This is a genomic window from Pseudomonas sp. GW821-FHT03E01 (genome assembly GCF_059420765.1).
In genome coordinates, this window is sequence record NZ_JBWKUI010000012.1 from 87839 (window position 1) to 113490 (window position 25652).

The 25652-nt window shown below is 58.2% G+C and carries 23 protein-coding genes and 3 tRNA genes; 22 read left to right on the plus strand and 4 right to left on the minus strand.

Annotation, left to right across the window (positions count from 1 at the left end):
• Window positions 1-22: 22 nt before the first annotated feature.
• Complete coding sequence (locus AC07VO_RS20510) at window positions 23-427, plus strand: hypothetical protein (protein ID WP_007933533.1); 405 nt, start codon at window positions 23-25, stop codon at window positions 425-427.
• A 9-nt stretch (window positions 428-436) separates the two neighbouring features.
• Here AC07VO_RS20510 and AC07VO_RS20515 read toward each other — a convergent pair whose 3' ends face one another.
• Window positions 437-745 carry a YhbY family RNA-binding protein gene (locus AC07VO_RS20515; RefSeq protein WP_007900503.1) on the minus strand — a complete coding sequence of 103 codons (309 nt, stop codon included), beginning with the start codon at window positions 743-745 and terminating at the stop codon, window positions 437-439.
• 101 nt (window positions 746-846) lie between these two features.
• Between AC07VO_RS20515 and rlmE the strand changes: the two genes are divergently transcribed.
• The 16 genes from rlmE to AC07VO_RS20595 all read left to right on the plus strand — a co-directional run bounded on the left by rlmE (window position 847) and on the right by AC07VO_RS20595 (window position 16383).
• Window positions 847-1476 carry a 23S rRNA (uridine(2552)-2'-O)-methyltransferase RlmE gene (gene rlmE, locus AC07VO_RS20520; RefSeq protein ID WP_007933535.1) on the plus strand — a complete coding sequence of 210 codons (630 nt, stop codon included), beginning with the start codon at window positions 847-849 and terminating at the stop codon, window positions 1474-1476.
• A 202-nt stretch (window positions 1477-1678) separates the two neighbouring features.
• Complete coding sequence (gene ftsH / locus AC07VO_RS20525; RefSeq protein ID WP_018929483.1) at window positions 1679-3589, plus strand: ATP-dependent zinc metalloprotease FtsH; 1911 nt, start codon at window positions 1679-1681, stop codon at window positions 3587-3589.
• 8 nt (window positions 3590-3597) lie between these two features.
• Window positions 3598-4449 (plus strand): dihydropteroate synthase, encoded by an 852-nt coding sequence (gene folP / locus AC07VO_RS20530; protein WP_019582454.1) that lies wholly within the window; start codon window positions 3598-3600, stop codon window positions 4447-4449.
• 16 nt (window positions 4450-4465) lie between these two features.
• Window positions 4466-5803 carry a phosphoglucosamine mutase gene (gene glmM / locus AC07VO_RS20535; protein ID WP_018929485.1) on the plus strand — a complete coding sequence of 446 codons (1338 nt, stop codon included), beginning with the start codon at window positions 4466-4468 and terminating at the stop codon, window positions 5801-5803.
• Window positions 5804-5869: 66 nt separating this feature from the next.
• On the plus strand, window positions 5870-6625 hold the full coding sequence (gene tpiA / locus AC07VO_RS20540) for a triose-phosphate isomerase (protein WP_086945986.1): 756 nt from the start codon (window positions 5870-5872) through the stop codon (window positions 6623-6625).
• Window positions 6626-6629: 4 nt separating this feature from the next.
• Entirely contained in the window at window positions 6630-7013 is a 384-nt protein-coding gene (gene secG, locus AC07VO_RS20545; protein ID WP_018929487.1) for a preprotein translocase subunit SecG, read from the plus strand.
• 22 nt (window positions 7014-7035) lie between these two features.
• Window positions 7036-7121 (plus strand) — tRNA-Leu (locus tag AC07VO_RS20550).
• A gap of 96 nt (window positions 7122-7217) precedes the next feature.
• A tRNA-Met gene (locus AC07VO_RS20555) sits at window positions 7218-7294 on the plus strand.
• A 138-nt stretch (window positions 7295-7432) separates the two neighbouring features.
• Window positions 7433-7891, plus strand: a complete 459-nt coding sequence (gene rimP, locus AC07VO_RS20560) for a ribosome maturation factor RimP (RefSeq protein WP_007973115.1) — start codon at window positions 7433-7435, stop codon at window positions 7889-7891.
• A gap of 47 nt (window positions 7892-7938) precedes the next feature.
• Complete coding sequence (gene nusA, locus AC07VO_RS20565; protein WP_007933547.1) at window positions 7939-9420, plus strand: transcription termination factor NusA; 1482 nt, start codon at window positions 7939-7941, stop codon at window positions 9418-9420.
• Window positions 9421-9447: 27 nt separating this feature from the next.
• Complete coding sequence (gene infB / locus AC07VO_RS20570; protein ID WP_086945987.1) at window positions 9448-11973, plus strand: translation initiation factor IF-2; 2526 nt, start codon at window positions 9448-9450, stop codon at window positions 11971-11973.
• A 159-nt stretch (window positions 11974-12132) separates the two neighbouring features.
• Window positions 12133-12534, plus strand: coding sequence for a 30S ribosome-binding factor RbfA (rbfA, locus tag AC07VO_RS20575; protein WP_028939914.1), 402 nt, complete (start codon window positions 12133-12135; stop codon window positions 12532-12534).
• 3 nt (window positions 12535-12537) lie between these two features.
• Window positions 12538-13455, plus strand: a complete 918-nt coding sequence (gene truB / locus AC07VO_RS20580; protein ID WP_086945988.1) for a tRNA pseudouridine(55) synthase TruB — start codon at window positions 12538-12540, stop codon at window positions 13453-13455.
• Window positions 13456-13572: 117 nt separating this feature from the next.
• A complete protein-coding gene (gene rpsO / locus AC07VO_RS20585) occupies window positions 13573-13842 on the plus strand; it encodes a 30S ribosomal protein S15 (protein ID WP_011332409.1) in 270 nt (89 codons plus the stop codon).
• A gap of 197 nt (window positions 13843-14039) precedes the next feature.
• Complete coding sequence (pnp, locus tag AC07VO_RS20590; protein ID WP_018929489.1) at window positions 14040-16145, plus strand: polyribonucleotide nucleotidyltransferase; 2106 nt, start codon at window positions 14040-14042, stop codon at window positions 16143-16145.
• Window positions 16146-16307: 162 nt separating this feature from the next.
• A tRNA-Thr gene (locus AC07VO_RS20595) sits at window positions 16308-16383 on the plus strand.
• 10 nt (window positions 16384-16393) lie between these two features.
• Here the strand turns inward: AC07VO_RS20595 and AC07VO_RS20600 are convergent.
• On the minus strand, window positions 16394-16939 hold the full coding sequence (locus tag AC07VO_RS20600; protein ID WP_086945989.1) for a hypothetical protein: 546 nt from the start codon (window positions 16937-16939) through the stop codon (window positions 16394-16396).
• 304 nt (window positions 16940-17243) lie between these two features.
• On the opposite strand from AC07VO_RS20600, the gene AC07VO_RS20605 reads away from it, so the two are divergent.
• Window positions 17244-17549 carry a DUF6388 family protein gene (locus AC07VO_RS20605; protein WP_018929491.1) on the plus strand — a complete coding sequence of 102 codons (306 nt, stop codon included), beginning with the start codon at window positions 17244-17246 and terminating at the stop codon, window positions 17547-17549.
• A gap of 51 nt (window positions 17550-17600) precedes the next feature.
• Here AC07VO_RS20605 and nadC read toward each other — a convergent pair whose 3' ends face one another.
• The gene (nadC, locus tag AC07VO_RS20610) at window positions 17601-18449 is read right to left on the minus strand and encodes a carboxylating nicotinate-nucleotide diphosphorylase (protein WP_019582448.1); all 849 of its coding nucleotides are present in this window, start codon (window positions 18447-18449) and stop codon (window positions 17601-17603) included.
• Window positions 18450-18809: 360 nt separating this feature from the next.
• On the opposite strand from nadC, the gene AC07VO_RS20615 reads away from it, so the two are divergent.
• The 4 genes from AC07VO_RS20615 to AC07VO_RS20630 all read left to right on the plus strand — a co-directional run bounded on the left by AC07VO_RS20615 (window position 18810) and on the right by AC07VO_RS20630 (window position 24840).
• Window positions 18810-21017: a DUF1631 domain-containing protein gene (locus AC07VO_RS20615; protein ID WP_086945990.1), complete on the plus strand. Its 2208-nt coding sequence runs from the start codon at window positions 18810-18812 to the stop codon at window positions 21015-21017.
• 64 nt (window positions 21018-21081) lie between these two features.
• A complete protein-coding gene (ampD, locus tag AC07VO_RS20620; RefSeq protein ID WP_018929494.1) occupies window positions 21082-21657 on the plus strand; it encodes a 1,6-anhydro-N-acetylmuramyl-L-alanine amidase AmpD in 576 nt (191 codons plus the stop codon).
• Window positions 21654-22490: a regulatory signaling modulator protein AmpE gene (ampE, locus tag AC07VO_RS20625; protein ID WP_086945991.1), complete on the plus strand. Its 837-nt coding sequence runs from the start codon at window positions 21654-21656 to the stop codon at window positions 22488-22490. The genes ampD and ampE overlap by 4 nt, the downstream gene beginning before the upstream one ends.
• A 1645-nt stretch (window positions 22491-24135) precedes the next feature.
• A complete protein-coding gene (locus tag AC07VO_RS20630) occupies window positions 24136-24840 on the plus strand; it encodes a methyl-accepting chemotaxis protein (protein WP_370741150.1) in 705 nt (234 codons plus the stop codon).
• A gap of 35 nt (window positions 24841-24875) precedes the next feature.
• Here AC07VO_RS20630 and AC07VO_RS20635 read toward each other — a convergent pair whose 3' ends face one another.
• Window positions 24876-25652: a TatD family hydrolase gene (locus tag AC07VO_RS20635; RefSeq protein WP_019651087.1), complete on the minus strand. Its 777-nt coding sequence runs from the start codon at window positions 25650-25652 to the stop codon at window positions 24876-24878.

The window sequence follows — 25652 nt, forward strand, 5'->3', positions numbered from 1 at the left end:
GCGCCCGCTACGTGCGGGTGCCATGCTTTGGCAGCTGACCCAGATGCTCTGGGTTGGCGGCTTGTGGTTGTTGCACATCGGTCTGCTGCCGGTGCTGGGGCAAATAGGCCTGGCGCCGCTGCTGATCGACGAAATTGCAGGTGCGCTGAATACGCTGATGGTGGGATTCGCCACAGCGAGTGTGATTTTTCAGGCTTTGGTGCTGGTACAGGCCGAGGGTCTTGCCAGTCTATGGCGGGATATTCGCGGGCAACTGCTGCTGATGGCGCTGTATGGGTGCGCGATGTATTTCGCAGTACGCTTCGGTTGGCCGCAGGCGCTGCATTGGCAGTTGTTCAGCTATCTTGTCCTGGGGTTTTCCGGGCTGGTGCTGGTGATGCAGCCGGTGCCTGGATGGAGTGTCAGGGTGCGCGAAGCACACCCTTGACCCTTGCCATCACTTGAAGCGATGGACGTTCGACAACTGCTTGTTGACGCTGAAGTTCTTGCGATAAATCAGTGCCATCTTGCCGATGACCTGAACCAGATCGGCTTTGCCGGCCTTGCAGAGTTCTGCAATGGCTGCCAGGCGCGATTCGCGATCGAGGATGTTGAGCTTGATTTTGATCAGCTCGTGATCCGCCAAAGCGCGTTCAAGTTCGGCTAACACACCTTCAGTCAAGCCGTTGTCAGCCACAATCAAAACTGGTTTCAGATGGTGGCCAATGGACTTGTACTGTTTCTTCTGCTCTTGAGTGAGCGGCATAATCTGACCCTTTCGTCTGGATTCTGTAAAATGGCGGCCATTTTACCCGAGGGCTCGTGGATCCGCCCAATTAATCACGACCCTTATCATCGAGGTGCCCAATGGCGCGTTCCAAGACAAGCCTTGGTTGGCTGAAAAGACATGTCAACGATCCCTATGTGAAGCAGGCGCAAAAGGATGGCTACCGCTCGCGTGCGAGTTACAAACTTCTGGAGGTCCAGGAGAAATACAAGCTGATCCGTCCCGGCATGAGCGTTGTCGACCTGGGTGCGGCGCCCGGCGGATGGTCGCAGGTGACTAGTCGTCTGATTGGTGGTCAGGGGCGACTGATTGCCTCGGACATTCTGGAAATGGACAGCATTCCGGACGTGACTTTCATTCAGGGGGACTTCACCGAGGACGAAGTGCTCACGCGGATCCTTGAAGCTGTGGGTAATTCGCAGGTGGACCTTGTGATTTCCGATATGGCCCCCAATATGAGTGGTACGCCTGAAGTGGACATGCCAAAAGCCATGTTTCTTTGCGAGCTGGCGCTTGATTTGGCGGAACGGATACTCAAGCCGGGTGGTAATTTTGTGATCAAGATTTTTCAGGGCGAAGGGTTTGATGTTTACCTGAAGGATGCTCGTCGGAAATTCGACAAGATCCAGATGATCAAGCCAGACTCTTCCCGTGACAGTTCCCGCGAGCAATACATGTTGGCTTGGGGTTACCGCGGGCGTAGTGAGTAAAACGAGGTTTTTTGGCGGGGTGATAGGTTTTTCATATTTCGCCCCGCGTGCATTAGCGAATATTGTGTAGAAAGTGTTTCACAAAGGGTTACAGACGGCGCCTGCCAGAGCCGTAGGTAATGTAGTAAGTTAGGCCGGTGAATATCATGCGAAGCGCGCGCCATTAGCGGAGCTTGCTTCAGAGGGTAGTTAATTGAACGATATGGCAAAGAATCTGATCCTGTGGTTGATCATCGCAGCTGTCCTGGTGACGGTGATGAACAACTTCTCCAGCCCTAACGAGCCGCAGACCCTCAACTATTCCGACTTCATCCAGCAGGTCAAGGATGGCAAGGTCGAGCGCGTAGCGGTTGATGGCTACGTGATTACAGGCAAGCGCAACGATGGCGACAGCTTCAAGACCATCCGTCCGGCAATCCAGGACAACGGTCTGATCGGCGACCTCGTGGATAACCACGTTGTGGTCGAAGGCAAGCAACCTGAGCAGCAAAGTATCTGGACTCAACTCCTGGTCGCAAGCTTCCCGATCCTGGTGATCATCGCCGTCTTCATGTTCTTCATGCGGCAGATGCAGGGCGGTGCCGGTGGCAAGGGTGGGCCGATGAGTTTCGGCAAGAGCAAGGCGCGCCTGCTCTCCGAAGATCAGGTGAAAACCACCCTGGCTGACGTTGCAGGTTGTGACGAAGCCAAGGAAGAAGTCGGCGAGCTGGTCGAGTTCCTGCGTGATCCGGGCAAGTTCCAGCGCCTGGGCGGTCGCATTCCTCGCGGCGTGCTGATGGTTGGTCCTCCGGGTACAGGTAAAACCTTGCTGGCCAAGGCGATTGCCGGCGAAGCCAAAGTACCGTTCTTTACTATTTCCGGTTCCGATTTCGTCGAAATGTTCGTCGGCGTCGGTGCCAGCCGTGTCCGTGACATGTTCGAGCAGGCGAAGAAGCATGCGCCATGCATCATCTTCATCGATGAAATCGACGCCGTCGGTCGCCACCGTGGTGCCGGCATGGGTGGTGGTCACGATGAGCGCGAGCAGACCCTCAACCAGTTGCTGGTAGAGATGGACGGCTTCGAAATGAATGACGGCATCATCGTCATCGCCGCGACCAACCGTCCGGACGTACTGGACCCTGCGTTGCTGCGTCCGGGCCGCTTCGACCGTCAAGTCGTGGTTGGCCTGCCGGACATCCGTGGACGCGAGCAGATTCTCAAGGTCCACATGCGCAAAGTGCCGATGGGTGACGACGTCGCTCCGGCCGTGATCGCTCGTGGTACTCCTGGTTTCTCCGGTGCCGACCTGGCCAACCTGGTGAACGAGGCTTCGTTGTTTGCGGCTCGTGCCGGCAAGCGCATCGTCGAGATGAAAGAGTTCGAACTGGCCAAAGACAAGATCATGATGGGGGCCGAGCGCAAATCCATGGTCATGTCCGAGAAAGAAAAGCAGAACACTGCTTATCACGAAGCCGGCCACGCTATCGTCGGTCGCGTCGTGCCTGAGCATGACCCGGTCTACAAAGTGTCGATCATTCCGCGCGGTCGCGCACTTGGTGTGACCATGTTCCTGCCGGAAGAAGATCGCTACAGTCTGTCCAAGCGTGCACTGATCAGCCAGATCTGCTCGCTGTACGGCGGTCGTATCGCTGAAGAGATGACCCTGGGCTTCGATGGCGTCACCACCGGTGCGTCCAACGACATCATGCGTGCCAGCCAGATAGCACGAAACATGGTGACCAAGTGGGGGTTGTCGGAAAAACTCGGTCCATTGATGTACGCCGAAGAAGAGGGCGAAGTGTTCCTCGGTCGTGGCGGCGGTGGTCAGCATGCCAGTTTCTCTGGCGAGACGGCCAAGCTGATCGACTCCGAAGTGCGCAGCATCATTGACCAGTGCTATGGCACGGCCAAGCAGATCCTTACGGATAACCGTGACAAGCTTGATGCGATGGCGGATGCCCTGATGAAGTACGAGACGATCGATGCCGATCAGATCGATGACATCATGGCGGGTCGTACGCCTCGCGAACCTCGCGACTGGTCTGGCGGCAACGACACTTCCGGCACGCCTCCAGTGGTGCAGGATGGGCGTCCGGAAACACCTATCGGCGGCCCGGCTGCTGACGTTTAAGGTTTGAAATGACTTCTGTTCAGTCCTCGACCCGGTTGCCTTGCGGCAACCGGGTTCTTGATTTGGCCCAGACGCATGTCATGGGCATTCTCAATGTCACTCCCGATTCCTTTTCCGATGGCGGCCGATACAGCCAGCTGGACGCGGCCCTGCGCCACGCCGAGGCGATGGTGGCGGCCGGTGCGACGCTGATCGACGTCGGTGGTGAATCGACCCGGCCCGGTGCCAGGGCCGTTTCGCCGCTTGAAGAGCTAGAGCGCGTAGCGCCTATCGTTGAGCGCATCAGTCGCGAACTGGATGTGATTATCTCGGTCGATACCTCCACGCCTGCCGTCATGCGTGAAACCGCAAGGCTGGGGGCGGGGTTGATCAATGACGTACGCTCGTTGCGTCGAGATGGTGCTCTGGATGCAGCGGCGGCCACCGGTTTGCCGGTGTGCCTGATGCATATGCTCGGCGAGCCGGGCGACATGCAGGACAACCCTCAGTACCAGGATGTTACGAAAGAGGTCGGCGAGTTTCTTGCCGAGCGCATGGTTCAGTGTGCCTCGGTAGGTATCCCTGCTGAGCGGATCATTCTTGATCCGGGCTTCGGCTTCGCGAAAACCCTGCAGCACAATCTAAGTTTGTTTAAGCATATGGAGGCCCTGCATGCTTTGGGGCGGCCTCTGTTGGTCGGTGTTTCGCGAAAGAGCATGATCGGCCAGGCCTTGAATCGACCTGTGGGAGAGCGTCTGCATGGTGGTCTGGCACTTGCGGCGCTGGCTTCGGTCAAAGGTGCGCGTATATTGCGCGTCCATGATGTAGCGGAAACGGTCGACGTGGTGCGGATGATTGCCGCCGTAGAATCAGCTGAATAAGAAAGATGGAGTACTTATGAGTAAGAAATACTTTGGCACCGACGGCATTCGTGGTCGGGTCGGTCAATACCCTATCACTCCTGATTTCATGCTCAAGCTTGGCTGGGCGGCAGGCATGGCATTTCGCAGCATGGGCGCCTGCAAGGTGCTCGTGGGCAAGGACACCCGTATCTCCGGTTACATGTTCGAGTCGGCGCTTGAGGCTGGGCTGACCTCGGCCGGTGCAGATGTGATGCTGTTGGGGCCAATGCCGACTCCGGCCATCGCCTATTTGACGCGGACCTTTCACGCCGAAGCCGGCATCGTGATCAGCGCTTCGCATAACCCTCATGACGACAACGGTATCAAGTTTTTCTCTGGTAAGGGCACCAAGCTCCCGGATGAAGTCGAGCTGATGATCGAAGAGCTGCTGGACACCCCGATGACCGTGGTTGAGTCGAGCAAGATCGGCAAAGTGTCGCGAATCAACGATGCCTCGGGCCGTTATATCGAATTCTGCAAGAGTAGCGTTCCCACCGGCACCAGTTTTGCCGGCCTGAAGATCGTGCTCGATTGTGCTCACGGCGCGACTTATAAAGTGGCGCCTAGCGTGTTCCGTGAGTTGGGGGCTGATGTCGTTGTGCTTTCTGCTCATCCCAACGGCCTGAACATCAATGATAATTGCGGTTCGACCCATATGGCGCCGCTGCAAGCGGCCGTGCTGGCCGAGCGCGCCGATTTGGGTATCGCCTTCGACGGTGACGGTGATCGGGTGCAGATGGTTGATCACACCGGTGCTGTCGTCGATGGTGACGAGCTGCTGTTCATCATCGCTCGCGATCTGCAAGAGCGTGGCAAGTTGCAGGGCGGTGTGGTCGGTACGCTGATGAGTAACCTGGGGCTGGAGTTGGCCCTGGCGGATCTGGCGATTCCTTTTGTGCGGGCCAACGTTGGTGACCGTTACGTCATCTCCGAGTTGCTGGAGCGCGATTGGCTGGTGGGCGGTGAAAACTCGGGGCACATTGTCTGCTTCAGTCACACCACTACCGGGGATGCGATCATTGCTGCGTTGCAGGTCTTGATGGCGCTGAAACGGCGCGCAGAAGGCCTGGCTCAGTCGCGTCAGGCGTTGCGCAAGTGCCCTCAGGTGTTGATCAATGTGCGGTTTGGCGGTGGTGTGAGCCCGCTCGAGCATCCGACCGTCAAGGAGGCCAGTGATCGTGTCACTCAAGCGATGGCGGGCCGCGGGCGCGTGTTGTTGCGCAAGTCCGGGACAGAGCCGCTGGTGCGTGTCATGGTCGAAGGCGAGGACGAAACGCAGGTTCGCGATTACGCCGAAGAGCTGGCAAAACTGGTAACTGAAGTTTCTGCCTGATTTCGGCTTGCCAGCCATGATTGTGTTGGGTAACATCTGCGCCCACTTTGACCGACGAGGTACAGCATGCGTCGCCCTATGGTAGCTGGTAACTGGAAGATGCACGGTACCCGCGCCAGCGTCGCTGAGCTGATCGACGGCCTTCGTCATCTGGCCTTGCCGAGCGGTGTTGATGTCGCGGTGTTCCCGCCTTGCTTGTATATCAATCAAGTGATTGATGGTTTGCAAGGGAAGTCGATTTCGGTCGGCGCGCAGAACTCTGCGATTGAATCCGGGCAGGGTGCGTTGACAGGTGAAATTTCACCGAGTCAGTTGGTGGATGCAGGTTGTTCCCTGGTGCTTGTCGGGCACTCTGAGCGCCGCCAGATAATGGGCGAGCTCGACGGGGCGCTGAATCGCAAATTTGCGGCAGCACAGGCATGTGGCTTGATTCCGGTGTTGTGTGTAGGGGAAACCCTCGAGCAGCGCGAAGCTGGAAAAACTCTTGAGGTTGTCGGGCGTCAGCTGGGCAGCATCATCGAGGAGCTGGGTGTTGGTGCTTTTGCAAAGGCAGTAATCGCTTACGAGCCGGTCTGGGCCATTGGTACCGGGCTGACTGCTTCGCCGCAACAGGCGCAGGATGTGCATGCAGCCATTCGCGCCCAGTTGGCGGCAGAGAATTCTGAAGTCGCACAAGGTGTGCGGCTTCTATACGGCGGCAGCGTGAAGGCGGCCAATGCGGCCGAACTGTTCGGCATGCCGGATATCGATGGGGGGCTCATTGGTGGGGCTTCCCTGAATGCAGATGAGTTCGGTGCGATTTGTCGCGCCGCGGGAAACTGAAAAAATGCTGGAAACAGTCGTAGTCGTTTTTCATCTGCTGGGTGCGTTGGGCGTAGTTGCTCTGGTATTGCTGCAGCAGGGTAAAGGTGCGGACGCTGGTGCATCTTTCGGAGCAGGTGCTTCAAATACTGTGTTCGGAAGCCAAGGTACCTCTACCTTTCTTAGTAAGTTTACTGCTATACTTGCCGCCGGTTTCTTCATGACCAGCTTGGGGTTAGGTTACTTTGCTAAAGAGAAAGCTCACCAGCTGACTCAAGTAGGTTTGCCAAACCCAGCAGTGTTGGAAGTTCCAAAGCAAAAACCGGCTTCTGATGATGTCCCGGTGCTTCAAGAGCAAAAGTCGGCTACTCCAGCGACTGACGTGCCTCCAGCTCAAGAGCAGAAGTAAGAAGAGTTTCAAACGTAGTATTGCCGAGGTGGTGGAATTGGTAGACACGCAACCTTGAGGTGGTTGTGCCCATAGGGTGTAGGGGTTCGAGTCCCCTTCTCGGTACCAATTATCAGGAGAGCCCGCTGTTGCGGGCTTTCTTGTAGGTGGAAGGTTACATTGACCCTGTCAGGGATCGGTCGTATACTTCCGCCCCAGCTTTGTCGCGGGGTGGAGCAGTCTGGTAGCTCGTCGGGCTCATAACCCGAAGGTCGTCGGTTCAAATCCGGCCCCCGCAACCAGTTTAAGGAGCCCCTTTTCAGGGGCTTTTTGTTAGCTGGACACTTTCAACGCCGCTATTCGGCGGCGTTTCAAGGATGGGCGTTTCGCCCATTTTTTTATTTTGCATAGCATGCACATACATGCACGAGGGGGTTCAGGTGTCGAGCAAGCTAGAAGAGTTGCAGGCCTTGCTGGCCCCGGTGGTCGTGGCCCTAGGCTATGAATGCTGGGGTATTGAGTTTTCGGCTCAAGGTCGCCACTCAATGTTGCGCGTTTATATCGATAAAGAAGGCGGCGTGCTGGTGGACGATTGTGCCATCGTCAGTCGCCAGATCAGCGGTGTGCTGGATGTTGAAGATCCAATTTCCGTTGAATACACCCTTGAAGTTTCCTCGCCTGGCATGGAACGCCCACTGTTCACTCTTGAGCAGTTTGCAAAATTTGCCGGTGAACAAGTGAAGATCAAGCTGCGCTCGCCTTTTGAAGGTCGACGCAACTTTCAGGGCCTTCTGCGCGGTGTAGAAGAGCAGGACGTCGTGGTGCAGGTTGAAGACCATGAGTTCCTGTTGCCGATCGATATGATCGACAAGGCCAACATTATTCCCAGTTTTGACTGAGACGCGGATCCCGCGGATCCAATGGCTTGCGAAAGGCGAGGCGTACGATGAGCAAAGAAGTACTGCTGGTTGTTGAGTCGGTATCCAATGAAAAGGGCGTACCGGCAAACGTAATTTTTGAAGCGCTGGAGCTGGCTCTGGCCACTGCTACCAAAAAGCGTTTCGAGGACGAAGTCGATCTGCGTGTGGAAATCAATCGCCACACCGGTGCTTATGAGACATTCCGTCGCTGGACGGTCGTCGAAGAAGCAGACCTGGACGATCCGGCGATCGAAACCTGGCCGAGCAAGGTTGCGCAAACGCATCCTGGCGCCAAGGTCGGTGACGTTGTCGAAGAAAAAATCGAATCCATCGAGTTCGGCCGCATTGCTGCACAGACTGCCAAGCAAGTCATCGTGCAGAAAGTTCGCGAAGCCGAGCGTGCTCAAGTCGTTGATGCCTATCGCGAGCGTCTGGGGGAAATCATCTCCGGCACCGTGAAGAAAGTCACCCGCGACAATGTGATCGTCGACCTGGGCAATAACGCAGAAGCGTTGCTGGCCCGTGAAGACATCATCTCTCGCGAAACCTTCCGGGTTGGCGTGCGTCTGCGTGCGCTGCTCAAGGAAATCCGCACCGAGAACCGCGGCCCGCAGCTGATCCTGTCGCGTACCGCGCCGGAAATGCTGATCGAGTTGTTCCGCATCGAAGTGCCGGAAATCGCTGAAGGCCTGATCGAAGTAATGGCTGCATCCCGTGACCCGGGTTCGCGTGCCAAGATCGCGGTCCGCTCCAAAGACAAACGCATCGATCCGCAAGGCGCTTGCATCGGTATGCGCGGTTCGCGCGTCCAGGCAGTGTCCGGCGAGTTGGGCGGTGAGCGTGTGGACATCGTCCTGTGGGACGATAACCCTGCTCAGTTCGTGATCAATGCAATGTCGCCGGCTGAAGTGGCGGCAATTATCGTTGACGAAGATGCCCATGCAATGGACATCGCCGTTGGCGCAGACAATCTGGCTCAGGCCATCGGTCGCGGTGGTCAGAACGTGCGTCTGGCTAGCCAGTTGACTGGCTGGACCCTGAACGTGATGACCGAATCGGACATCCAGGCTAAGCAACAAGCAGAAACCGGCGACATCCTGCGCAACTTTATCGACGAGCTGGAAGTCGACGAAGATCTGGCACAGGTGCTGGTAGATGAAGGTTTCACCAGCCTGGAAGAGATTGCCTACGTACCGTTGGAAGAAATGCTCAACATCGACGGCTTTGACGAAGAAACCGTCAACGAGCTTCGCGCTCGCGCCAAGGATCGTTTGTTGACCAAAGCCATCGCTACTGAGGAAAAGCTGGCAGACGCCCATCCGGCCGAAGACCTGCTCTCGCTTGAGGGCATGGACAAGGATTTGGCGATGGAACTGGCGGTGCGCGGCGTAATTACCCGCGAAGACCTGGCCGAGCAGTCTATTGACGACCTGCTCGACATCGACGGCATTGACGATGATCGTGCCGGCAAGTTGATCATGGCCGCCCGAGCCCACTGGTTCGAGTAATTAGGCGCGGCCTGAGGAGAGAAGTGCATGACGCAAGTCACGGTGAAACAACTGGCCGATGAGGTCAAAACACCGGTAGAGCGCCTGTTGCAGCAGATGCGTGAGGCAGGTCTGCCGCACACCGCCGCCGAAGAACATGTGACTGACAGTGAGAAGCAATCTTTGCTGACTCACTTGAAAAGCAGCCACAAGGCGAAAGTGGAAGAACCACGCAAGATCACGCTGCAGCGTAAAACCACCAGCACCCTGCGTGTTGCTGGCAGCAAAAGCATCAGCGTTGAAGTACGCAAGAAGAAAGTCTTCGTGCAGCGCAGCCCGGAAGAAATCGAAGCCGAGCGCAAACGCGAACTGGAAGAACGTCGCGCAGTAGAAAATGCTGCACGTCAGAAGGCTGAAGAAGAAGCCAAGCGTCGCGCCGAAGAAGAAGCGCGTCGCCAGCCTGCTGCTGCGCAAACCGCTCCTGTCGAAGCTGTCGCAGCGCCTGTTGCAGTTGCCGAACCTGTGCGTGAAAGCGCCCCGGTCGTGGCCGCTGCACCTGCACCGGCAGCCGACACTCGCAAGCGCGACGAGCAGCGTCGTCCGGACAAACCACGTGCCGACGATAGCAATCGTCGTGGCAGTGGTGATGGCGAGCGCAAAAACGCTCCACATCGTGCTTCGGTCAAGGAAAAAGCGCCTGCTCCACGCGTTGCCCCACGTACTACCGACGAAGAAAGCGATGGCTTCCGTCGTGGTGGTCGCGGCAAGGCCAAGCTGAAGAAACGCAACGCCCACGGTTTCCAGAGCCCAACCGGCCCTGTTGTGCGCGAAGTGAAGATCGGCGAGACCATCACTGTTGGCGATCTCGCCCAGCAGATGTCGGTCAAGGCTGCTGAAATCATCAAGTTCATGTTCAAACTGGGTACCCCAGCGACCATCAACCAGGTACTGGATCAGGAAACTGCCCAACTGGTTGCCGAGGAGCTGGGCCACAAAGTGACCCTGGTCAGCGACACCGCCCTGGAAGATTCCCTGGCCGAGTCCCTGAAGTTTGAAGGTGAGACGTTCTCCCGTGCACCGGTTGTGACCGTAATGGGTCACGTTGACCACGGTAAGACCTCGCTGCTCGACTACATCCGTCGTGCCAAGGTAGCTGCTGGCGAAGCCGGTGGTATCACCCAGCACATCGGTGCGTACCACGTTGAAACCGAACGCGGCATGGTCACCTTCCTCGACACCCCTGGTCACGCCGCGTTTACCGCCATGCGTGCCCGTGGTGCCAAGGCGACCGACATCGTGATCCTGGTGGTTGCAGCGGACGACGGCGTAATGCCGCAGACCGTTGAAGCTGTTCAGCACGCTCAGGCGGCTGGCGTACCTCTGGTTGTTGCAGTGAACAAAATCGACAAGCCGGGCGCCGATCTCGATCGCATCCGTAGCGAATTGTCGGTTCACGGCGTGACTTCGGAAGAGTGGGGCGGCGACACCCCGTTCGTATCGGTTTCGGCGAAAGTCGGTACCGGCGTGGACGAGTTGCTCGAAGCTGTTCTGCTGCAAGCTGAAGTTCTCGAACTGAAAGCAACCCCATCGGCCCCTGGTCGTGGTGTTGTGGTTGAATCGCGTCTCGACAAAGGTCGTGGCCCGGTTGCAACCGTTCTGGTTCAAGACGGTACCCTGCGCCAGGGCGACATGGTGCTGGTCGGTTCGAACTATGGCCGCGTTCGCGCCATGCTCGACGAGAACGGCAAGCCAATCAAGGAAGCCGGTCCTTCCATCCCTGTCGAGATCCTCGGCCTGGACGGTACTCCGGACGCTGGCGACGAGATGAGCGTAGTTGCTGACGAGAAGAAAGCCCGTGAAGTGGCTCTGTTCCGTCAAGGCAAGTTCCGCGAAGTCAAACTGGCCCGTGCTCACGCCGGCAAGCTTGAAAACATCTTCGAGAACATGGGTCAGGAAGAGAAGAAGACGCTCAACATCGTCCTCAAATCCGACGTCCGTGGTTCGCTGGAAGCGTTGAACGGTGCCTTGAATGGCCTGGGTAACGACGAAGTGCAAGTGCGTGTGGTCGGTGGCGGTGTCGGTGGTATCACCGAATCCGACGCCAACCTGGCACTGGCCTCCAACGCTGTACTGTTCGGCTTCAACGTGCGTGCCGATGCCGGCGCTCGCAAGATCGTCGAGCAGGAAGGTCTGGATATGCGTTACTACAACGTGATCTACGACATCATCGAAGACGTCAAGAAAGCCCTTACCGGTATGCTGGGCAGCGATGTTCGCGAGAACATCCTGGGTACCGCTGAAGTGCGTGACGTGTTCCGTTCGCCGAAGTTTGGCGCGATCGCCGGTTGCATGGTTATCGAAGGTGTTGTTCACCGTAACCGTCCAATCCGTGTACTGCGTGAAGACATCGTTATCTTCGAAGGCGAGCTGGAATCCCTGCGCCGCTTCAAGGATGACGCTTCCGAAGTACGTGCCGGCATGGAATGCGGTATCGGCGTGAAGAGCTACAACGACGTCAAAGTCGGTGACAAGATCGAAGTCTTCGAGAAGGTTCAGGTTGCTCGCAGCCTCTAACTCGCGCACTTCAAGAGCCGTGATGGCCAGCCGCATGCAATTGCGCGGCGCATCAGTCGGACTCTAAACGCAACGCCCGGTCTGGCTTTTGTCAGGCCGGGCGTTTGCCGCTTTCAGACCCTTCGGGTTTCACCGTGGGGCAGTAACAGGTAACAAGACATGGCAAAAGAATATAGCCGTACCCAACGTATCGGCGATCAGATGCAGCGTGAGCTGGCACAGCTGATCCGTCGTGAAGTCAAAGACCCGCGCGTCGGGCTGGTCACTATTACCGCTGTTGAAGTCAGCCGTGACGTCGGTCACGCCAAGATCTTCATCACCGTGATGGGGCAGGACAGCCGCGACGACATCGCGCAAAGCATCAAGGTGCTCAACTCCGCCGCCGGTTTCCTGCGCATGCAGTTGGCTCGCGAGATGAAATTGCGCAGCGTTCCACAGTTGCACTTCCATTACGACGAAAGTGTCGTGCGTGGTGCGCACCTGTCGGCCCTGATCGAACGCGCGGTGGCTGAAGACAGTCAGCACCCGGTTGCGGCTGAACCCGAAGACGCCAAGGAGTAATCGGTGGCTCAGGTCAAACGTATCCGTCGTAACGTCAGCGGTATCATCCTGCTCGACAAGCCGTTGGGGTTCACTTCCAACGCGGCGTTGCAGAAGGTCCGCTGGTTGCTCAATGCCGAGAAGGCCGGGCACACCGGCAGTCTCGATCCGCTGGCCACTGGCGTGTTGCCGTTGTGCTTCGGCGAGGCCACCAAGTTCTCGCAATACCTGCTCGATTCCGACAAAGGTTATGAAACCCTGGCGCAACTGGGCAAGACCACCACCACGGCGGATGCCGAAGGTGAGGTTTTGCTGGAACGTCCGGTGACCGTTGGTCGTGCCGATATCGAAGCTGTGTTGCCGAAATTTCGTGGGCAAATCAGTCAGATACCGCCGATGTACTCGGCACTCAAGCGCGATGGGCAGCCGCTGTACAAGCTGGCCCGTGCAGGTGAAGTAGTGGAGCGCGAACCGCGTTCTGTTACTATTGCGCGCTTGGAATTACTGACCTTTGAGGGTGATACTGCGCGGCTTGCGGTGGATTGCAGCAAAGGCACCTATATCCGTACCCTGGTGGAGGATATCGGTGAGCAACTCGGTTGTGGCGCTTACGTGGCTGAATTGCGACGTACCCAGGCCGGGCCTTTCACGCTTGCACAGACCGTCACTCTGGAAGAGCTGGAAGCGGTACATGCCGAAGGCGGCAACGAAGCGGTCGACCGCTTCCTGATGCCATCGGACAGCGGCCTGCTGGATTGGCCACTGTTGCAGTTCTCGGAAGCGAGCGCGTTCTACTGGCTCAACGGCCAGCCGGTACGTGCCCCGGATGCACCGAAATTTGGCATGGTACGGGTACAGGATCACAATGGTCGCTTCATCGGTATCGGTGAAGTGAGCGAAGACGGGCGCATCGCGCCACGTCGACTGATTCGGTCAGAATGACCGAACGAGGGTGGCTGTTAACAGGCACGGTCACTACTCATTTTTAGATACAGGGATTTGTCCCTGGCCTGTTGAAACTGTTTTTCTGAAACAGTTTCCTGATAAAAGGATTGCCTCATGGCTCTCGACGTTCAAGAAAAAGCTCAAATCGTAGCTGACTACCAGCAAGCTGTTGGTGACACTGGTTCGCCAGAGGTGCAAGTTGCACTGCTGACCGCCAACATCAACAAACTGCAAGGTCACTTCAAGGCCAACGGTAAAGATCACCACTCCCGTCGTGGTCTGATCCGCATGGTTAACCAGCGTCGTAAGCTGCTGGACTACCTGAAAGGCAAGGACGTGAGCCGTTACAGCGCTCTGATCGCTCGCCTGGGTCTGCGTCGCTAATAAGCGATTGCGCTAGAGGTTGGTTGTTTGCTGTGTGCCAGCGGGTTTCCCGCAGGTACATGGCAGGCTCCCAGCCTCAAGTTTTATCTGGACAATAGTTTTACCCTGGACAATGACAGTCGGGCCGATTCCCGGCGTTGCCCAAGAATTTCGCAAGAAACCAGTTCCCCCAAGAGCCACAAAGAAGGTAGGACACCGTGAACCCGGTAATCAAAAAATTCCAGTTCGGTCAGTCGACCGTTACCCTCGAGACTGGCCGTATCGCCCGTCAGGCCTCCGGCGCAGTATTGGTCACCGTTGACGACGACGTCAGCGTATTGGTGACCGTAGTCGGTGCCAAACAAGCTGATCCAGGCAAGGGCTTCTTCCCTCTGTCTGTTCACTACCAGGAAAAGACTTACGCCGCCGGTAAGATCCCTGGCGGTTTCTTCAAGCGTGAAGGCCGTCCTTCCGAGAAAGAAACCCTGACTTCCCGACTGATCGACCGTCCGATCCGTCCGCTGTTCCCTGAAGGTTTCATGAACGAAGTGCAGGTTGTCTGCACCGTCGTTTCCACCAGCAAGAAGACCGATCCGGACATCGCAGCGATGATCGGTACCTCGGCTGCGCTGGCTATCTCCGGCATTCCTTTCGATGGCCCGATCGGCGCTGCCCGCGTTGCATTCCACGAAAGCACCGGTTACCTGCTGAACCCGACTTACGAACAACTGAAAGCTTCGAGCCTGGACATGGTCGTTGCCGGTACTTCGGAAGCCGTGTTGATGGTTGAATCGGAAGCCAAAGAGCTGACCGAAGACCAGATGCTGGGCGCGGTACTGTTTGCTCACGACGAGTTCCAGGTGGTGATCAACGCCGTTAAAGAACTGGCCGCTGAAGCTGCCAAGCCGACCTGGGCCTGGGCTCCTCAGCCAGAAGCTACTGCTCTGCTGGGTGCTATCCGTGCCGAGTTCGGCGAAGCGATCTCCCAGGCTTACACCATCACCATCAAGGCCGACCGTTACGCTCGCCTGGGCGAACTGAAAGACCAAGTGGTTGCCAAGCTGTCCGGTGAAGAAGGCCAGCCTTCCGCTGCTGACGTCAAAGCTGCTTTCGGCGAAATCGAATACCGCACCGTTCGCGAAAACATCGTTAACGGCAAGCCACGTATCGACGGCCGCGACACCCGCACCGTACGTCCGCTGAACATCGAAGTGGGTGTTCTGCCGAAGACCCACGGTTCGGCACTGTTCACCCGTGGCGAAACCCAGGCTCTGGTCGTCGCGACACTGGGCACCGCCCGTGACGCACAGCTGCTGGACACCCTGGAAGGCGAGAAAAAAGACCCGTTCATGCTGCACTACAACTTCCCTCCGTTCTCGGTGGGCGAGTGTGGTCGCATGGGTGGCGCTGGTCGTCGTGAAATCGGTCACGGCCGTCTGGCTCGTCGTTCGGTTCAGGCCATGCTGCCTGCTGCCGACGTGTTCCCGTACACCATCCGTGTCGTGTCGGAAATCACCGAGTCCAACGGTTCGAGCTCCATGGCTTCGGTCTGCGGCGCTTCCCTGGCTCTGATGGACGCTGGTGTACCGATGAAGGCACCGGTTGCCGGTATCGCCATGGGTCTGGTTAAAGAAGGCGAGAAATTCGCCGTCCTGACTGACATCCTGGGTGACGAAGACCACCTGGGCGACATGGACTTCAAAGTAGCCGGTACCGCCAAAGGTGTTACCGCGCTGCAGATGGACATCAAGATCAAGGGCATCACCGAAGAAATCATGGAAATCGCTCTGGGCCAAGCCCTGGAAGCGCGCCTGAATATCCTCGGTCAGATGAACCAGATCATTGGCCAGTCGCGTACCGAACTGTCGGAAAACGCTCCGACCATGATCGCGATGAAAATCGACACCGACAAAATCCGTGATGTCATCGGTAAAGGCGGCGCGACCATTCGTGCGATCTGTGAAGAGACCAAGGCTTCGATCGACATCGAAGATGACGGCTCGATCAAGATCTTCGGCGAAACCAAGGAAGCGGCTGAAGCTGCACGCCAGCGCGTTCTGGGCATCACCGCTGAAGCTGAAATCGGCAAGATCTACGTCGGTAAGGTTGAGCGCATCGTCGACTTCGGCGCATTCGTCAACATCCTGCCGGGCAAGGACGGTCTGGTTCACATCTCGATGCTGAGCGACGCTCGCGTTGAGAAAGTGACCGACATCCTGAAAGAAGGCCAGGAAGTGGAAGTTCTGGTACTGGACGTGGACAACCGCGGCCGTATCAAGCTGTCCATCAAAGACGTAGCAGCGGCCAAGGCTTCGGGCGTTTAATTACCCCCGCGCCTGACCGTTGAACAGCAAAACGCCCCGACTGGTTCGGGGCGTTTTGCTGTGTGCAGGAAAAAGCTGAGCGTGGAATTTGGTGTGGCGAGGGAGCTTGCTCCCTCGCCACAAGTTGCCGGACCTCGAGACCGGTGCTAGGTTTAGCCCACAGCCCGTGTAGCTCAGCCGGTAGAGCAGCGCACTCGTAACGCGAAGGTCGCAGGTTCGATTCCTGTCTCGGGCACCATTTTCCCCGCTTACTTCACCTTTCTGCTCAGCTCCTCGACGGTGCGCTTGAGCTGATCCATCGCGCGATCCTGATCGCTGATTTCCCGTTTAAGACTGGAGATCTCGCTGTTGTTGGAGCTGGAGCTGGAACCGCTGTTGCGCTTGAGCTCTTCCACTTGTTTGGTGAGAGTGTTCACGTCGCGTTCCTGTTCATTGACCGTGCGCTTGAGATCATCAATCTCCTTGCTGCTGGAGCTGGTGCTGGAACCACTGTTGCGTTTGAGTTCTTCGATCTGACGGGCCTGTTCGCTGATGGTGCGCTTCTGGCTTTCGAGATCGCTGGCATTGGCCTTCACGGTTTTTTGCAGGTTTTCCAGATCATCGATGCTGACACTGGTTCTGACGAGAGTGTCCTTGCCGTATGAATTGTGCAGGGCGGAGATTTTGTCGGAGTACAGCGAAGGGTCAGAGGCGACTTCGACAGCCGCTTGAGCTGCGCTGGCCAATGTCAGGCTGCCGAGCAGCAGGGTAGCAGCGGCAAGACGGGTAGACGAAAGCTTCGAAAAACTGCGCATCACTGGGGTTCCTTGTGAAGTGCCGATATGGCACATCGCTATGACTTGGGATTTGAATTTATGTTCCCCGAGGTCTCCAGCATCTCTTGCACACAGCTTTTTGCGGGATAGATGTAAAGAGCCGTGTAAATCGTCGGCAAAACGTCCTATATTCGTTGCCTGCATGAGCATCGCCCAGCAGTTTTCAGATGATCCCGAATGGTTCTGAAGGCCAGACAAACCGGGCTTCAAACGGTTTTTTTGCGTCAGAGAGATCCTTGATGATCCAGATCCATCTTCCATTCCCCAGATCAGCGAGAACGCCATGACCGTTAAAGAATTGACCCAAGAAGCCAGACACGAAGAAGCCCTGAAAAAGTACGTACTGGATGCACCCCAGTTACTGGAAGAGATCAAGGACTTGCCTGCCGACGATCAGAAGGACCAGATCCAGTGGGCGTTCGAGGATGAGGCAGAAGCCCAGGGCTTGCAGCCGTGGGAGCTGACGCTCAAGTACACCTCAACCCCGGAAGAGTTCGAGGCTGCGCGCCTGGCGCTGCACAAGGAAGCGGCCGAGGTATTGGGTGTCGAGTGGGAAGAGTACTGCGAGATGAACAATCTGGTGGTCTGATACAAAAACGCCAGCCTCATCGGGGCTGGCGTTTTTCTTTATGCGAAGAACTCAGAGGCTCAGTCGCATCGACAGATCCACCGCCTTCACATCCTTGGTCATCGCACCAATCGAAATGTAATCCACCCCGGTTTGCGCAATCGGCAGCAACGTACTTTCGTTGATGCCGCCACTGGCCTCCAGTTTTGCCTTGCCGGCATTCAGGCGCACGGCTTCACGCATGTCATCCAGGCTCAGTTCATCGAGCATGATGATGTCGGCCCCCGCCGCCAGGGCTTCTTTGAGCTCCGTCAGGTTCTCCACTTCGATCTCCACCGGTTTGCCCGGAGCGATCTTGTGCGCGGCAGCAATAGCCTCAGGGATGCCACCGCAGGCGGCGATATGGTTTTCCTTGATCAGGAAGGCGTCATACAGGCCGATGCGGTGGTTGTAGCAACCGCCGCAGGTCACGGCGTATTTCTGGGCCAGACGCAGCCCCGGCAGGGTTTTGCGGGTATCGAGCAACTTCACTTGGGTCTGGGCGACGAAATCCGCCAGGTACTGCGCGCGCGTGGCCACGCCCGAAAGCAGCTGCAGGAAGTTCAGCGCGCTGCGTTCGCCGGTGAGCAGCGAGCGTGCCGGGCCTTCGAGGTGGAACAGCGCCTGATTGGGTTTCACCCGCTCGCCATCGCTCACCTGCCAGTGCACGGCGACCCGCGGATCCAGCTGCCGAAACACGGCATCGACCCATGCAGTGCCGCTGATGACGGCCGCGTCGCGGGTGATGATGGTGGCTTTGGCCAGACGTTCGGCCGGGATCAGTTGCGCGGTGATGTCGCCGCTGCCGATGTCCTCGAGCAACGCACGGCGCACGTTGGCTTCGATTTCGGCGGTCAAATCGGCGAGACGTAGATTCGGCATAACGGGCTCCACAAACAAAGTGGCCCGATTATAGGGCCATGGCGCGAGGCAACCCAAGGCATCAACAACCATCCCGTCGTTCACGAACCTGCATTTGGTCGATTCGCGTGAGCAATTGACTCTAAGCAAGGGTCTTTCATAAACGTCTGTTTCTTTGGGAGCGCAGAGTCTGCTGGCACAAGAGAGGTCTTTTGCAGATAATTCTGCCTTGCATTTGACGTCATAGCTTTGACGTACCTTTGGATTCCCGATTATTGAATGACAGCGGGTGTGCAATGTTCTCCGCTGAACGCCGGCTGTGTGGCCGGCGTGCTCGATCTTTCTTACCGAACCGAAGAATCACCGTTTCAGGAGGCTTGGATGCACAACGACGGGAATGTAGTGCCTTTGCACAAGGCGACTACCGATCAGGCGACTCATTCGCTGCTCGCCCGCCTGCCCGTGATTCTGCTTCAGGTTCGCGACAAAGCTGCCCAACAGCTCAAGCAGGGTTTGCAGGAGCTGTTCGATAACGCCGACGACACCTTGTTCGAAATGGCCGACCGGGCCCGAAACGATGTCGAGCAAAACATTTTCTTCGAAGCCATGCGCGATTTGCGCCTCAAGCGCAAAAGTATCGAGCGCGGTTTTCTCGAGCAGTTCCTCGAGGCTTTCCTCAGACTCACGCAGTGCGACACCTCACAGGCTGCCTTGCCCCGGGCATTGGCTTTCGATACCTCGGCGTCGCTATCCCATGACGACATGGAGCGTAATGTGGCGGTGGAGATCATGGTCGGCAAAGTGCTGAACCGCGATGGCTTCGCCCTCGACCAACTCACCGCCCGACTGAGCACCCTGTTGGGCAAGAAACTGGTCGAACAGCACAACCCTCTGGGGCCGACGCTGCTCTGCGAGTATTTCCTGCAGGCGGGTCGCAACCTGGGGATGGAGATCAAGGTCAAGCTGATCATCCTCAAGCTGTTTGAGCGCTATGTGCTCAGCAACGCCGATCAGCTCTACGCCGAAGCCAATCAATTGCTGATCGCCACCGGTGTGCTGCCGGACCTCAAGCCCGCCCCGGCGCGGCGTGCCACTGATCGAGCGGCTGCCAGTGCTCACGCCGACCCTGTCGAGGCAGGGAGTCGCAGCAGCAATCCACAGATTGACGAGGGGGTGCAGGAAGTTTTCGCCGCCTTGCAGGAGTTGCTGCTCCATGTGCGCGGCAGCGTTGCGCCGACCCTGGAGGTCAGTGCCCAGACCCAGCCCATTTCCACCCGCGACCTGCTGCGACTGCTCTCGCACTTGCAGCAATATGTGCCGGCGCTGGCGGTTCAGGACGACTTCGACCTGCGTAACCAGCTCGAACTGCTGCTGACCCGGGTCAGCGTCAAAAGTGGCAGGTCGCGGGTGGTCGGGGTGGCTGATGAAGACGTGATCAACCTGATCGCCATGCTCTTCGAATGCATTCTCGATGACCGCAACCTGCCGGACTCCCTCAAGGCGCTGATTGGCCGCTTGCAGATTCCGATGCTGAAAGTCGCAGTGCTCGACAAGAGTTTTTTCAGCCGCAGCAGCCATCCCGCCCGGCGCTTGCTCAACGAAATCGCCGCGGCGGCCATGGGCTGGGGCGAGTGCGATGACCATCAGCGCGACAGTCTGTACCTGCGCATTGAGCAGGTGGTGCAGCGCTTGTTGAACGACTTTGTCGATGACCCGGCGATCTTTTCCGAACTGCTGGCGGATTTCCTCGCCTTCACCCATGACGAGCGTCGTCGCAGTGAATTGCTGGAGCAGCGCACCCGAGACGCCGAAGAAGGCCGCGCCAGGACCGAACTGGCCCGTCAGCGCGTCGAGCAGGCGTTGAATCAGGTGTTGGTGGGCAAGGTTTTGCCGCACAGCGTGGTGGTGTTTGTTCAGGAGGCCTGGAGCAAAGTGCTGTTGCTGACCGGCCTCAAGCACGGTGATCAGTCCGCCGAATGGCACGCCGATGTGCAGACCATGGAGCAGTTGATCTGGAGCGTGCAGCGTCATGACGAACCCGATGCGAGCCTGCGCTTGTTGGCGCTGGTGCCAGGGTTGCTCAAGTCATTGCGCGATGGGCTGAACAGCTCGGCATTCGACCCGTTTGCTACCAGCGAGTTTTTCAGCGAGCTGGAAGCCCTGCACGTTCAACTGTTTGAACGTCCGAGCCAGAACAGCACGCCTGTCGAGGGGCCGATAATGGTCGAAGTGCAGGAGGAAATCGTGCTTCGCACTGCTGACGAAGGCCCGGTCGAAACGGCCTCGGTGCGTTTGCCGGAGGATGATGCCGCGCTACTGCAAGTCGATCAACTGCGCCCGGGGGGCTGGGTCGAGTTTCAGGAAGACGAGGAAAACACCCTGCGTTGTAAATTGACGGCAATCATTGAATCCACCGGCAAGTACATCTTTGTCGACCGTACCGGAATGAAAGTGCTGGAGCGCAACCGTACCGGCCTGGCCCTGGAGTTTCGGCGTGGCGCGGTGCGCACGCTGGACGACACCTTGCTGTTCGATCGGGCGCTGGAATCGGTGCTGGGCAACCTGCGGCGTCTCAATCGCGGCAAGTGATCGCGCGCCGAGGGTCTATCGCGGCATACTGGGCGCCAACACAGTCGTCGTTGAAGGAACCTGTATGCAGTTGGACCCCGCGAGTGGTTGGTGTCAGGGTGTGCGTTTATGCCCTTCGCCCAACTTCAATGCGCGCCCCGAGGGCGAGATTTCCCTGCTGGTGATCCACAACATCAGTCTGCCGCCCGCGCAGTTTCTGACCGGCAAGGTGCAGGAATTTTTCCAGAATCGTCTGGATGTCACGGAACATCCCTACTTTGCAGGGATCGCCGACCTGCGGGTGTCTGCGCACTTTCTGATTGAACGTGACGGCACCGTCACTCAGTTTGTCTCTTGTCTTGAGCGCGCCTGGCACGCCGGCGTTTCGTGTTTTGAGGGACGGGAAACCTGTAACGATTTTTCCGTGGGCATCGAGCTTGAAGGCACGGATGATCTACCGTTTACCGATGCGCAGTATCAGGCGTTGACGACTCTGACCCGACAGCTGCAAAGCGCCTTCACGGGCATCACCGCGCAACGTATCTGTGGGCATAGCGACATTGCACCCGGGCGCAAGACTGATCCGGGACCGGCGTTTGACTGGGCGCGCTATCGTGCGGACCTGGCAAAAGCCGCTCAGGAAGAAGAGGAGCAACAATGAGTTTTCTGGTGCTGCTGTTAGCGGTCTGGATCGAGAAATTCTCGGCCCTGCGCCATCGGGTTCAACGTGATGCGGGTTGGGTGCGTGAGCTGAACAAGCTTGAAGTGAGCCCACGCATGACCAACCGTCCGTGGCTGATACTGGTGGTGCTGGTGTTGTTGCCGGTGGCGCTGCTGGGGTTGCTGTTGGTGGTGCTGGACCCGGTGGCCTATGGCTTGCTGGCGTTGCCCGTGCACCTGTTGGTGGTGATTTACAGTCTGGGGCGTGGCGATCTGCTGGCCGGCCTGGGGCCGTTTCGCGATGCCTGGCGCCGGGAAGACCTGCAGGCTGCCGCCCATGTGGCCAAACGCGACCTGGATATCTGCGCCGACAGTGGCGAGCAACTGCTGGAACGGGTGCAGGGGCATCTGTTGTGGGAGGCCTATCAGAGCTTTTTCGCGGTGATCTTCTGGTACTTCCTGCTGGGCCCGGTTGCGGCCCTGAGCTATCGGCTGCTGGCGCTGGCCGAAGAGCATGGGCAGAACCCGGCCGTGGTCGAGCGCGCGACACAACTGCGCCACGCGTTCGATTGGGTGCCGGTGCGGTTGCTGGCGGCGAGCTTCGCGCTGGTCGGCAACTTTGTCGCGGTCAGCCGGGTGATGCTGCATGAGCTGCTGAACTGGAACATCAGCGCCGCCCAACTGATCGAGAAGGTCGGACTGGTTGCCGGTGAAATTCCGGCGCCGGTGGTCGGCCCGGACGGCATCAACAGCCTGGACCGGATCTGGGAACTGCTGCTGCGCGCGGCAGTGCTTTGGTATGCCGGTTTTGCGTTGTGGACTGTTTTGTCCTGACTCCAATCTACGGCGAACGCTTTTGTGGCGAGGGGGCTTGCCCCCGTTGGGTCGCGAAGCGTCCCCAGCGTCAGTCCAGACAATCGTGTTGTCTGGATTTACGACTGCTTCGCAGCCGAACGGGGGCAAGCCCCCTCACCACAGGGATATCATTTGCCTGAAAGGGCATCTTCTGTCCGAAGAAAAGGCACCCCGCCGTTAACCTTAAGTTACAAAACCTCCCTCCGATTTAGGCTATACAGAGGCAGCGCCAATAGTGGCTATCTGCTGTCTCTGCGCGCCTGCCAATAAAAATAAGAAATCAAAGGGAGACTTCACAGTGAAGAGCTTGCTCTATCCCGCCGTCGCGCTGATGAACCGCCTGAGCTTCGGCATGAAGTTCAGCCTGATCAGCGTGCTGTTCCTCGTACCGATGCTGGTGACCAACTTCTATCTGGTGCGCGACTCCTATCGCGAATTCCAGGGCACCCGGATCGAGTTGCAGAGCCTCGACCTGTTGGGCAGCGGCCTGAGCCTGCGTCGGGACCTGGAGACCCTGAACAACCTGGTACAGATCAACGTCACTCTGGGCCAGTCCGGCAAGGCCAATCATGTCGAATCGACGATAAGTGCCCTGGAGCAAAGCGTCCTGAGCCGTTTGCAGGGGCTGGCGGCGATGACCACTGACCCGGAGCAAATCACGTTTTTCGATGGTAAACGCGATGAAATGATCGCCGCGTTCAAGGTCCAGCAAGCGGAAAACTCCCTGCAAAGCAAAAGTGCGCTGATCGGCAAGTTGCTCGGCAGCGCGCAGATTTTCAGCCAGATCATCGCCAGTCAGGCCGGCCTGAGCCGCGACAGCCAGAGCGACATGCGTCAGCTGAGTGAACTCATTACCAACGTCACGCCGGCCGTCACCCAGACACTCGGCGAGGGCCGAGCGATGGGGTCCTACTCGCTGGGGCAGGGTTTTCTCAATTCGGCCTCGAGTACCCGATTTGATGAGTTGCTGGCGCAGATCGAGAAACTTCAGGCCGAATACGGCCTGAAGTTGAAGGACGCTCTGGGCTCCAGTAAAGCCGCGCACGAAACCCTGGCGGCTCAGGCAGAAAGCAGCAAGGCCTCCCTGAAAAAGGCCAGTGAACTGTTCGAAGAACAGGTGGTGATGGCCGACACCCTCGATGCGCCGTGGCAGGCCTTTTTCGATCAGGTCACGGGCCTGATGGACCAGACCTATCAACTCAACGAAGCCACCCTGAAGTTTCTCGGCACCCAGTTGCAGCAGCGGCTGGAGCAGCACCGTACCCACATGGTGTTGCAGGCGGTGGCGCTGGCGCTGGTGTTTGTGTTGATTTTTTACCTCTATGGCGGGTTCTACGCTTCGACTCGCACCACCCTCAAGCGTCTGGGCGCGGTGATGGACAAGGTGGCGGCTGGTGACATGACCGTGACCTTCAGCGCCAACAGCCGCGACGAGCTGGGCGAGTTGGGTGAGGTGTTCACCGGTACCGTGAAGAAAATCCATGACCTGATCGAGCGAGTGGGGCAGACCGTCAGCGAGGTCGAGCGCCAGGCCGGGCAGGTCGAAAGCGTGTCCGCCCAGAGCAACCAGGCGGTAGCGGGGCAGCGTACGCAGATCGAACAGGTCGCCACCGCGATGAACCAGATGTCGGCCACTTCCCAGGAGGTGGCGCGCAGTGCCTCTGCGGCCGTCAGCAGTGCCCACAGCGTCAATGACGAGACCATCAGCGGTCGCGGATTGGTGGAGTCCCAGCAGGGCAGCATCGCTGCACTGGCCAGCGAAATCGATCAGTCGGTGCGGGTGATCAATCAACTGGCCAGCGACAGTCAGTCCATCAGTCGTGTGCTGGAGGTGATCAAAAGCATTGCCGAACAGACCAACCTGCTGGCCCTCAACGCCGCCATCGAAGCCGCCCGCGCGGGCGAGCAGGGCCGGGGTTTTGCGGTGGTGGCGGATGAGGTGCGGACCCTGGCCAAGCGCACCCAGCAATCGACCGAAGAAATCGAGCAGATGATCGCCAAGTTGCACAGCGGTGTCGGTGCGGCGGTCAAGGCAATGGGCACCAGCCATCAGATGGCTAGCGGCACGGTCGGGCAGTCGGAAAAGGTCCAGCAGGCGCTGGAAAACATCCTCGGCGCCGTCGGCATGATCGTCGACCAGAACCAGCAGATTGCCGCTGCGGTAGAGCAGCAGACCGCTGTGGCCCACGACATCGACCAGAACATCGTCGAGATCAACCGCGCCGGCGAACGTACCGCCGAAGGCGCGCACCAGACCGAGAATGCGAGCCGAGCGCTGTCGGCGCAGGTGGTGGAGCTCAAGCAGTTGATCAGTGCGTTCCGGGTTTGATGCCACGAAGCAGATCAAATGTGGGAATCAACGGATTACCAGTTGAACAGCTCACAGGCGTTGGCCGTGCTGGCAGCGGCCAGTTGTTCGGGGCTGATCGTCATGAGGGTGGCCAGTGCCTCGCAGATCGCCGGCAAATGGGCCGGGCTGTTGCGTTGGCCGGGGAACATGGCGGGGGCCATGTCCGGTGAGTCGGTTTCCAGTACCACCGATTCAAGGGGCAAACCGGCAATCACCCGGTGCATGCGCAAGGCTTGTGGCCAGGTCGCGGCGCCGCCGAGGCCGAGTTTGAAACCGAGCTTGATGTATTCGCGAGCCTCTTCCTGGCTGCCGGCGAAGGCATGAATGATCCCCGCCCGTTTCAAGCGAAACCGTTTGAGTGTGGCGATCACCGCTGCGTGGCTGCGTCGCACATGAATCAATGCTGGAAGATTGAAGTCCGCCGCCAGTTGCAGTTGGGCGTCGAACAGCGTTTGCTGACGTTCACGATCCAGAGTTTCGATGAAGTAATCCAGACCGATCTCGCCCACCGCGCATAGCTGGCGATGGCCCGCTAACCGCGTCAGCCAGTCACCGAGTTCGGTCAAATCTTCAGGGCGATGGTCATCCAGATACACCGGGTGCAAACCAAACGCCGCGTGCAGATCGGGATCGCTTTGCACCAGCTCCCAGACCCGCTGCCAATTGGCCTGATACACCCCCAGCACCACCATCCGCCGCACGCCGAGGGCGCGGCTCTCGGCCAGCAGCGCCTGACGATCCGGGTCGAAGTCCGGAAAGTCCAGGTGAGTGTGGGTGTCGATCAGTTCCAC

Coding starts and splice junctions, on each gene's coding strand:
- nadC (WP_019582448.1), bottom strand. CDS start 18,449: ATGCCGAATCTACGTCTCGCCGATTTGACCGCCGAAATCGAAGCCAAC.
- secG (WP_018929487.1), top strand. CDS start 6,630: ATGCTGGAAACAGTCGTAGTCGTTTTTCATCTGCTGGGTGCGTTGGGC.
- tpiA (WP_086945986.1), top strand. CDS start 5,870: ATGCGTCGCCCTATGGTAGCTGGTAACTGGAAGATGCACGGTACCCGC.
- AC07VO_RS20615 (WP_086945990.1), top strand. CDS start 18,810: ATGCACAACGACGGGAATGTAGTGCCTTTGCACAAGGCGACTACCGAT.
- ampE (WP_086945991.1), top strand. CDS start 21,654: ATGAGTTTTCTGGTGCTGCTGTTAGCGGTCTGGATCGAGAAATTCTCG.
- rbfA (WP_028939914.1), top strand. CDS start 12,133: ATGGCAAAAGAATATAGCCGTACCCAACGTATCGGCGATCAGATGCAG.
- rpsO (WP_011332409.1), top strand. CDS start 13,573: ATGGCTCTCGACGTTCAAGAAAAAGCTCAAATCGTAGCTGACTACCAG.
- glmM (WP_018929485.1), top strand. CDS start 4,466: ATGAGTAAGAAATACTTTGGCACCGACGGCATTCGTGGTCGGGTCGGT.
- nusA (WP_007933547.1), top strand. CDS start 7,939: ATGAGCAAAGAAGTACTGCTGGTTGTTGAGTCGGTATCCAATGAAAAG.
- AC07VO_RS20510 (WP_007933533.1), top strand. CDS start 23: ATGCTTTGGCAGCTGACCCAGATGCTCTGGGTTGGCGGCTTGTGGTTG.
- AC07VO_RS20600 (WP_086945989.1), bottom strand. CDS start 16,939: ATGCGCAGTTTTTCGAAGCTTTCGTCTACCCGTCTTGCCGCTGCTACC.
- infB (WP_086945987.1), top strand. CDS start 9,448: ATGACGCAAGTCACGGTGAAACAACTGGCCGATGAGGTCAAAACACCG.
- folP (WP_019582454.1), top strand. CDS start 3,598: ATGACTTCTGTTCAGTCCTCGACCCGGTTGCCTTGCGGCAACCGGGTT.
- rlmE (WP_007933535.1), top strand. CDS start 847: ATGGCGCGTTCCAAGACAAGCCTTGGTTGGCTGAAAAGACATGTCAAC.
- ftsH (WP_018929483.1), top strand. CDS start 1,679: ATGGCAAAGAATCTGATCCTGTGGTTGATCATCGCAGCTGTCCTGGTG.
- AC07VO_RS20605 (WP_018929491.1), top strand. CDS start 17,244: ATGACCGTTAAAGAATTGACCCAAGAAGCCAGACACGAAGAAGCCCTG.
- ampD (WP_018929494.1), top strand. CDS start 21,082: ATGCAGTTGGACCCCGCGAGTGGTTGGTGTCAGGGTGTGCGTTTATGC.
- AC07VO_RS20515 (WP_007900503.1), bottom strand. CDS start 745: ATGCCGCTCACTCAAGAGCAGAAGAAACAGTACAAGTCCATTGGCCAC.
- AC07VO_RS20630 (WP_370741150.1), top strand. CDS start 24,136: ATGTCGGCCACTTCCCAGGAGGTGGCGCGCAGTGCCTCTGCGGCCGTC.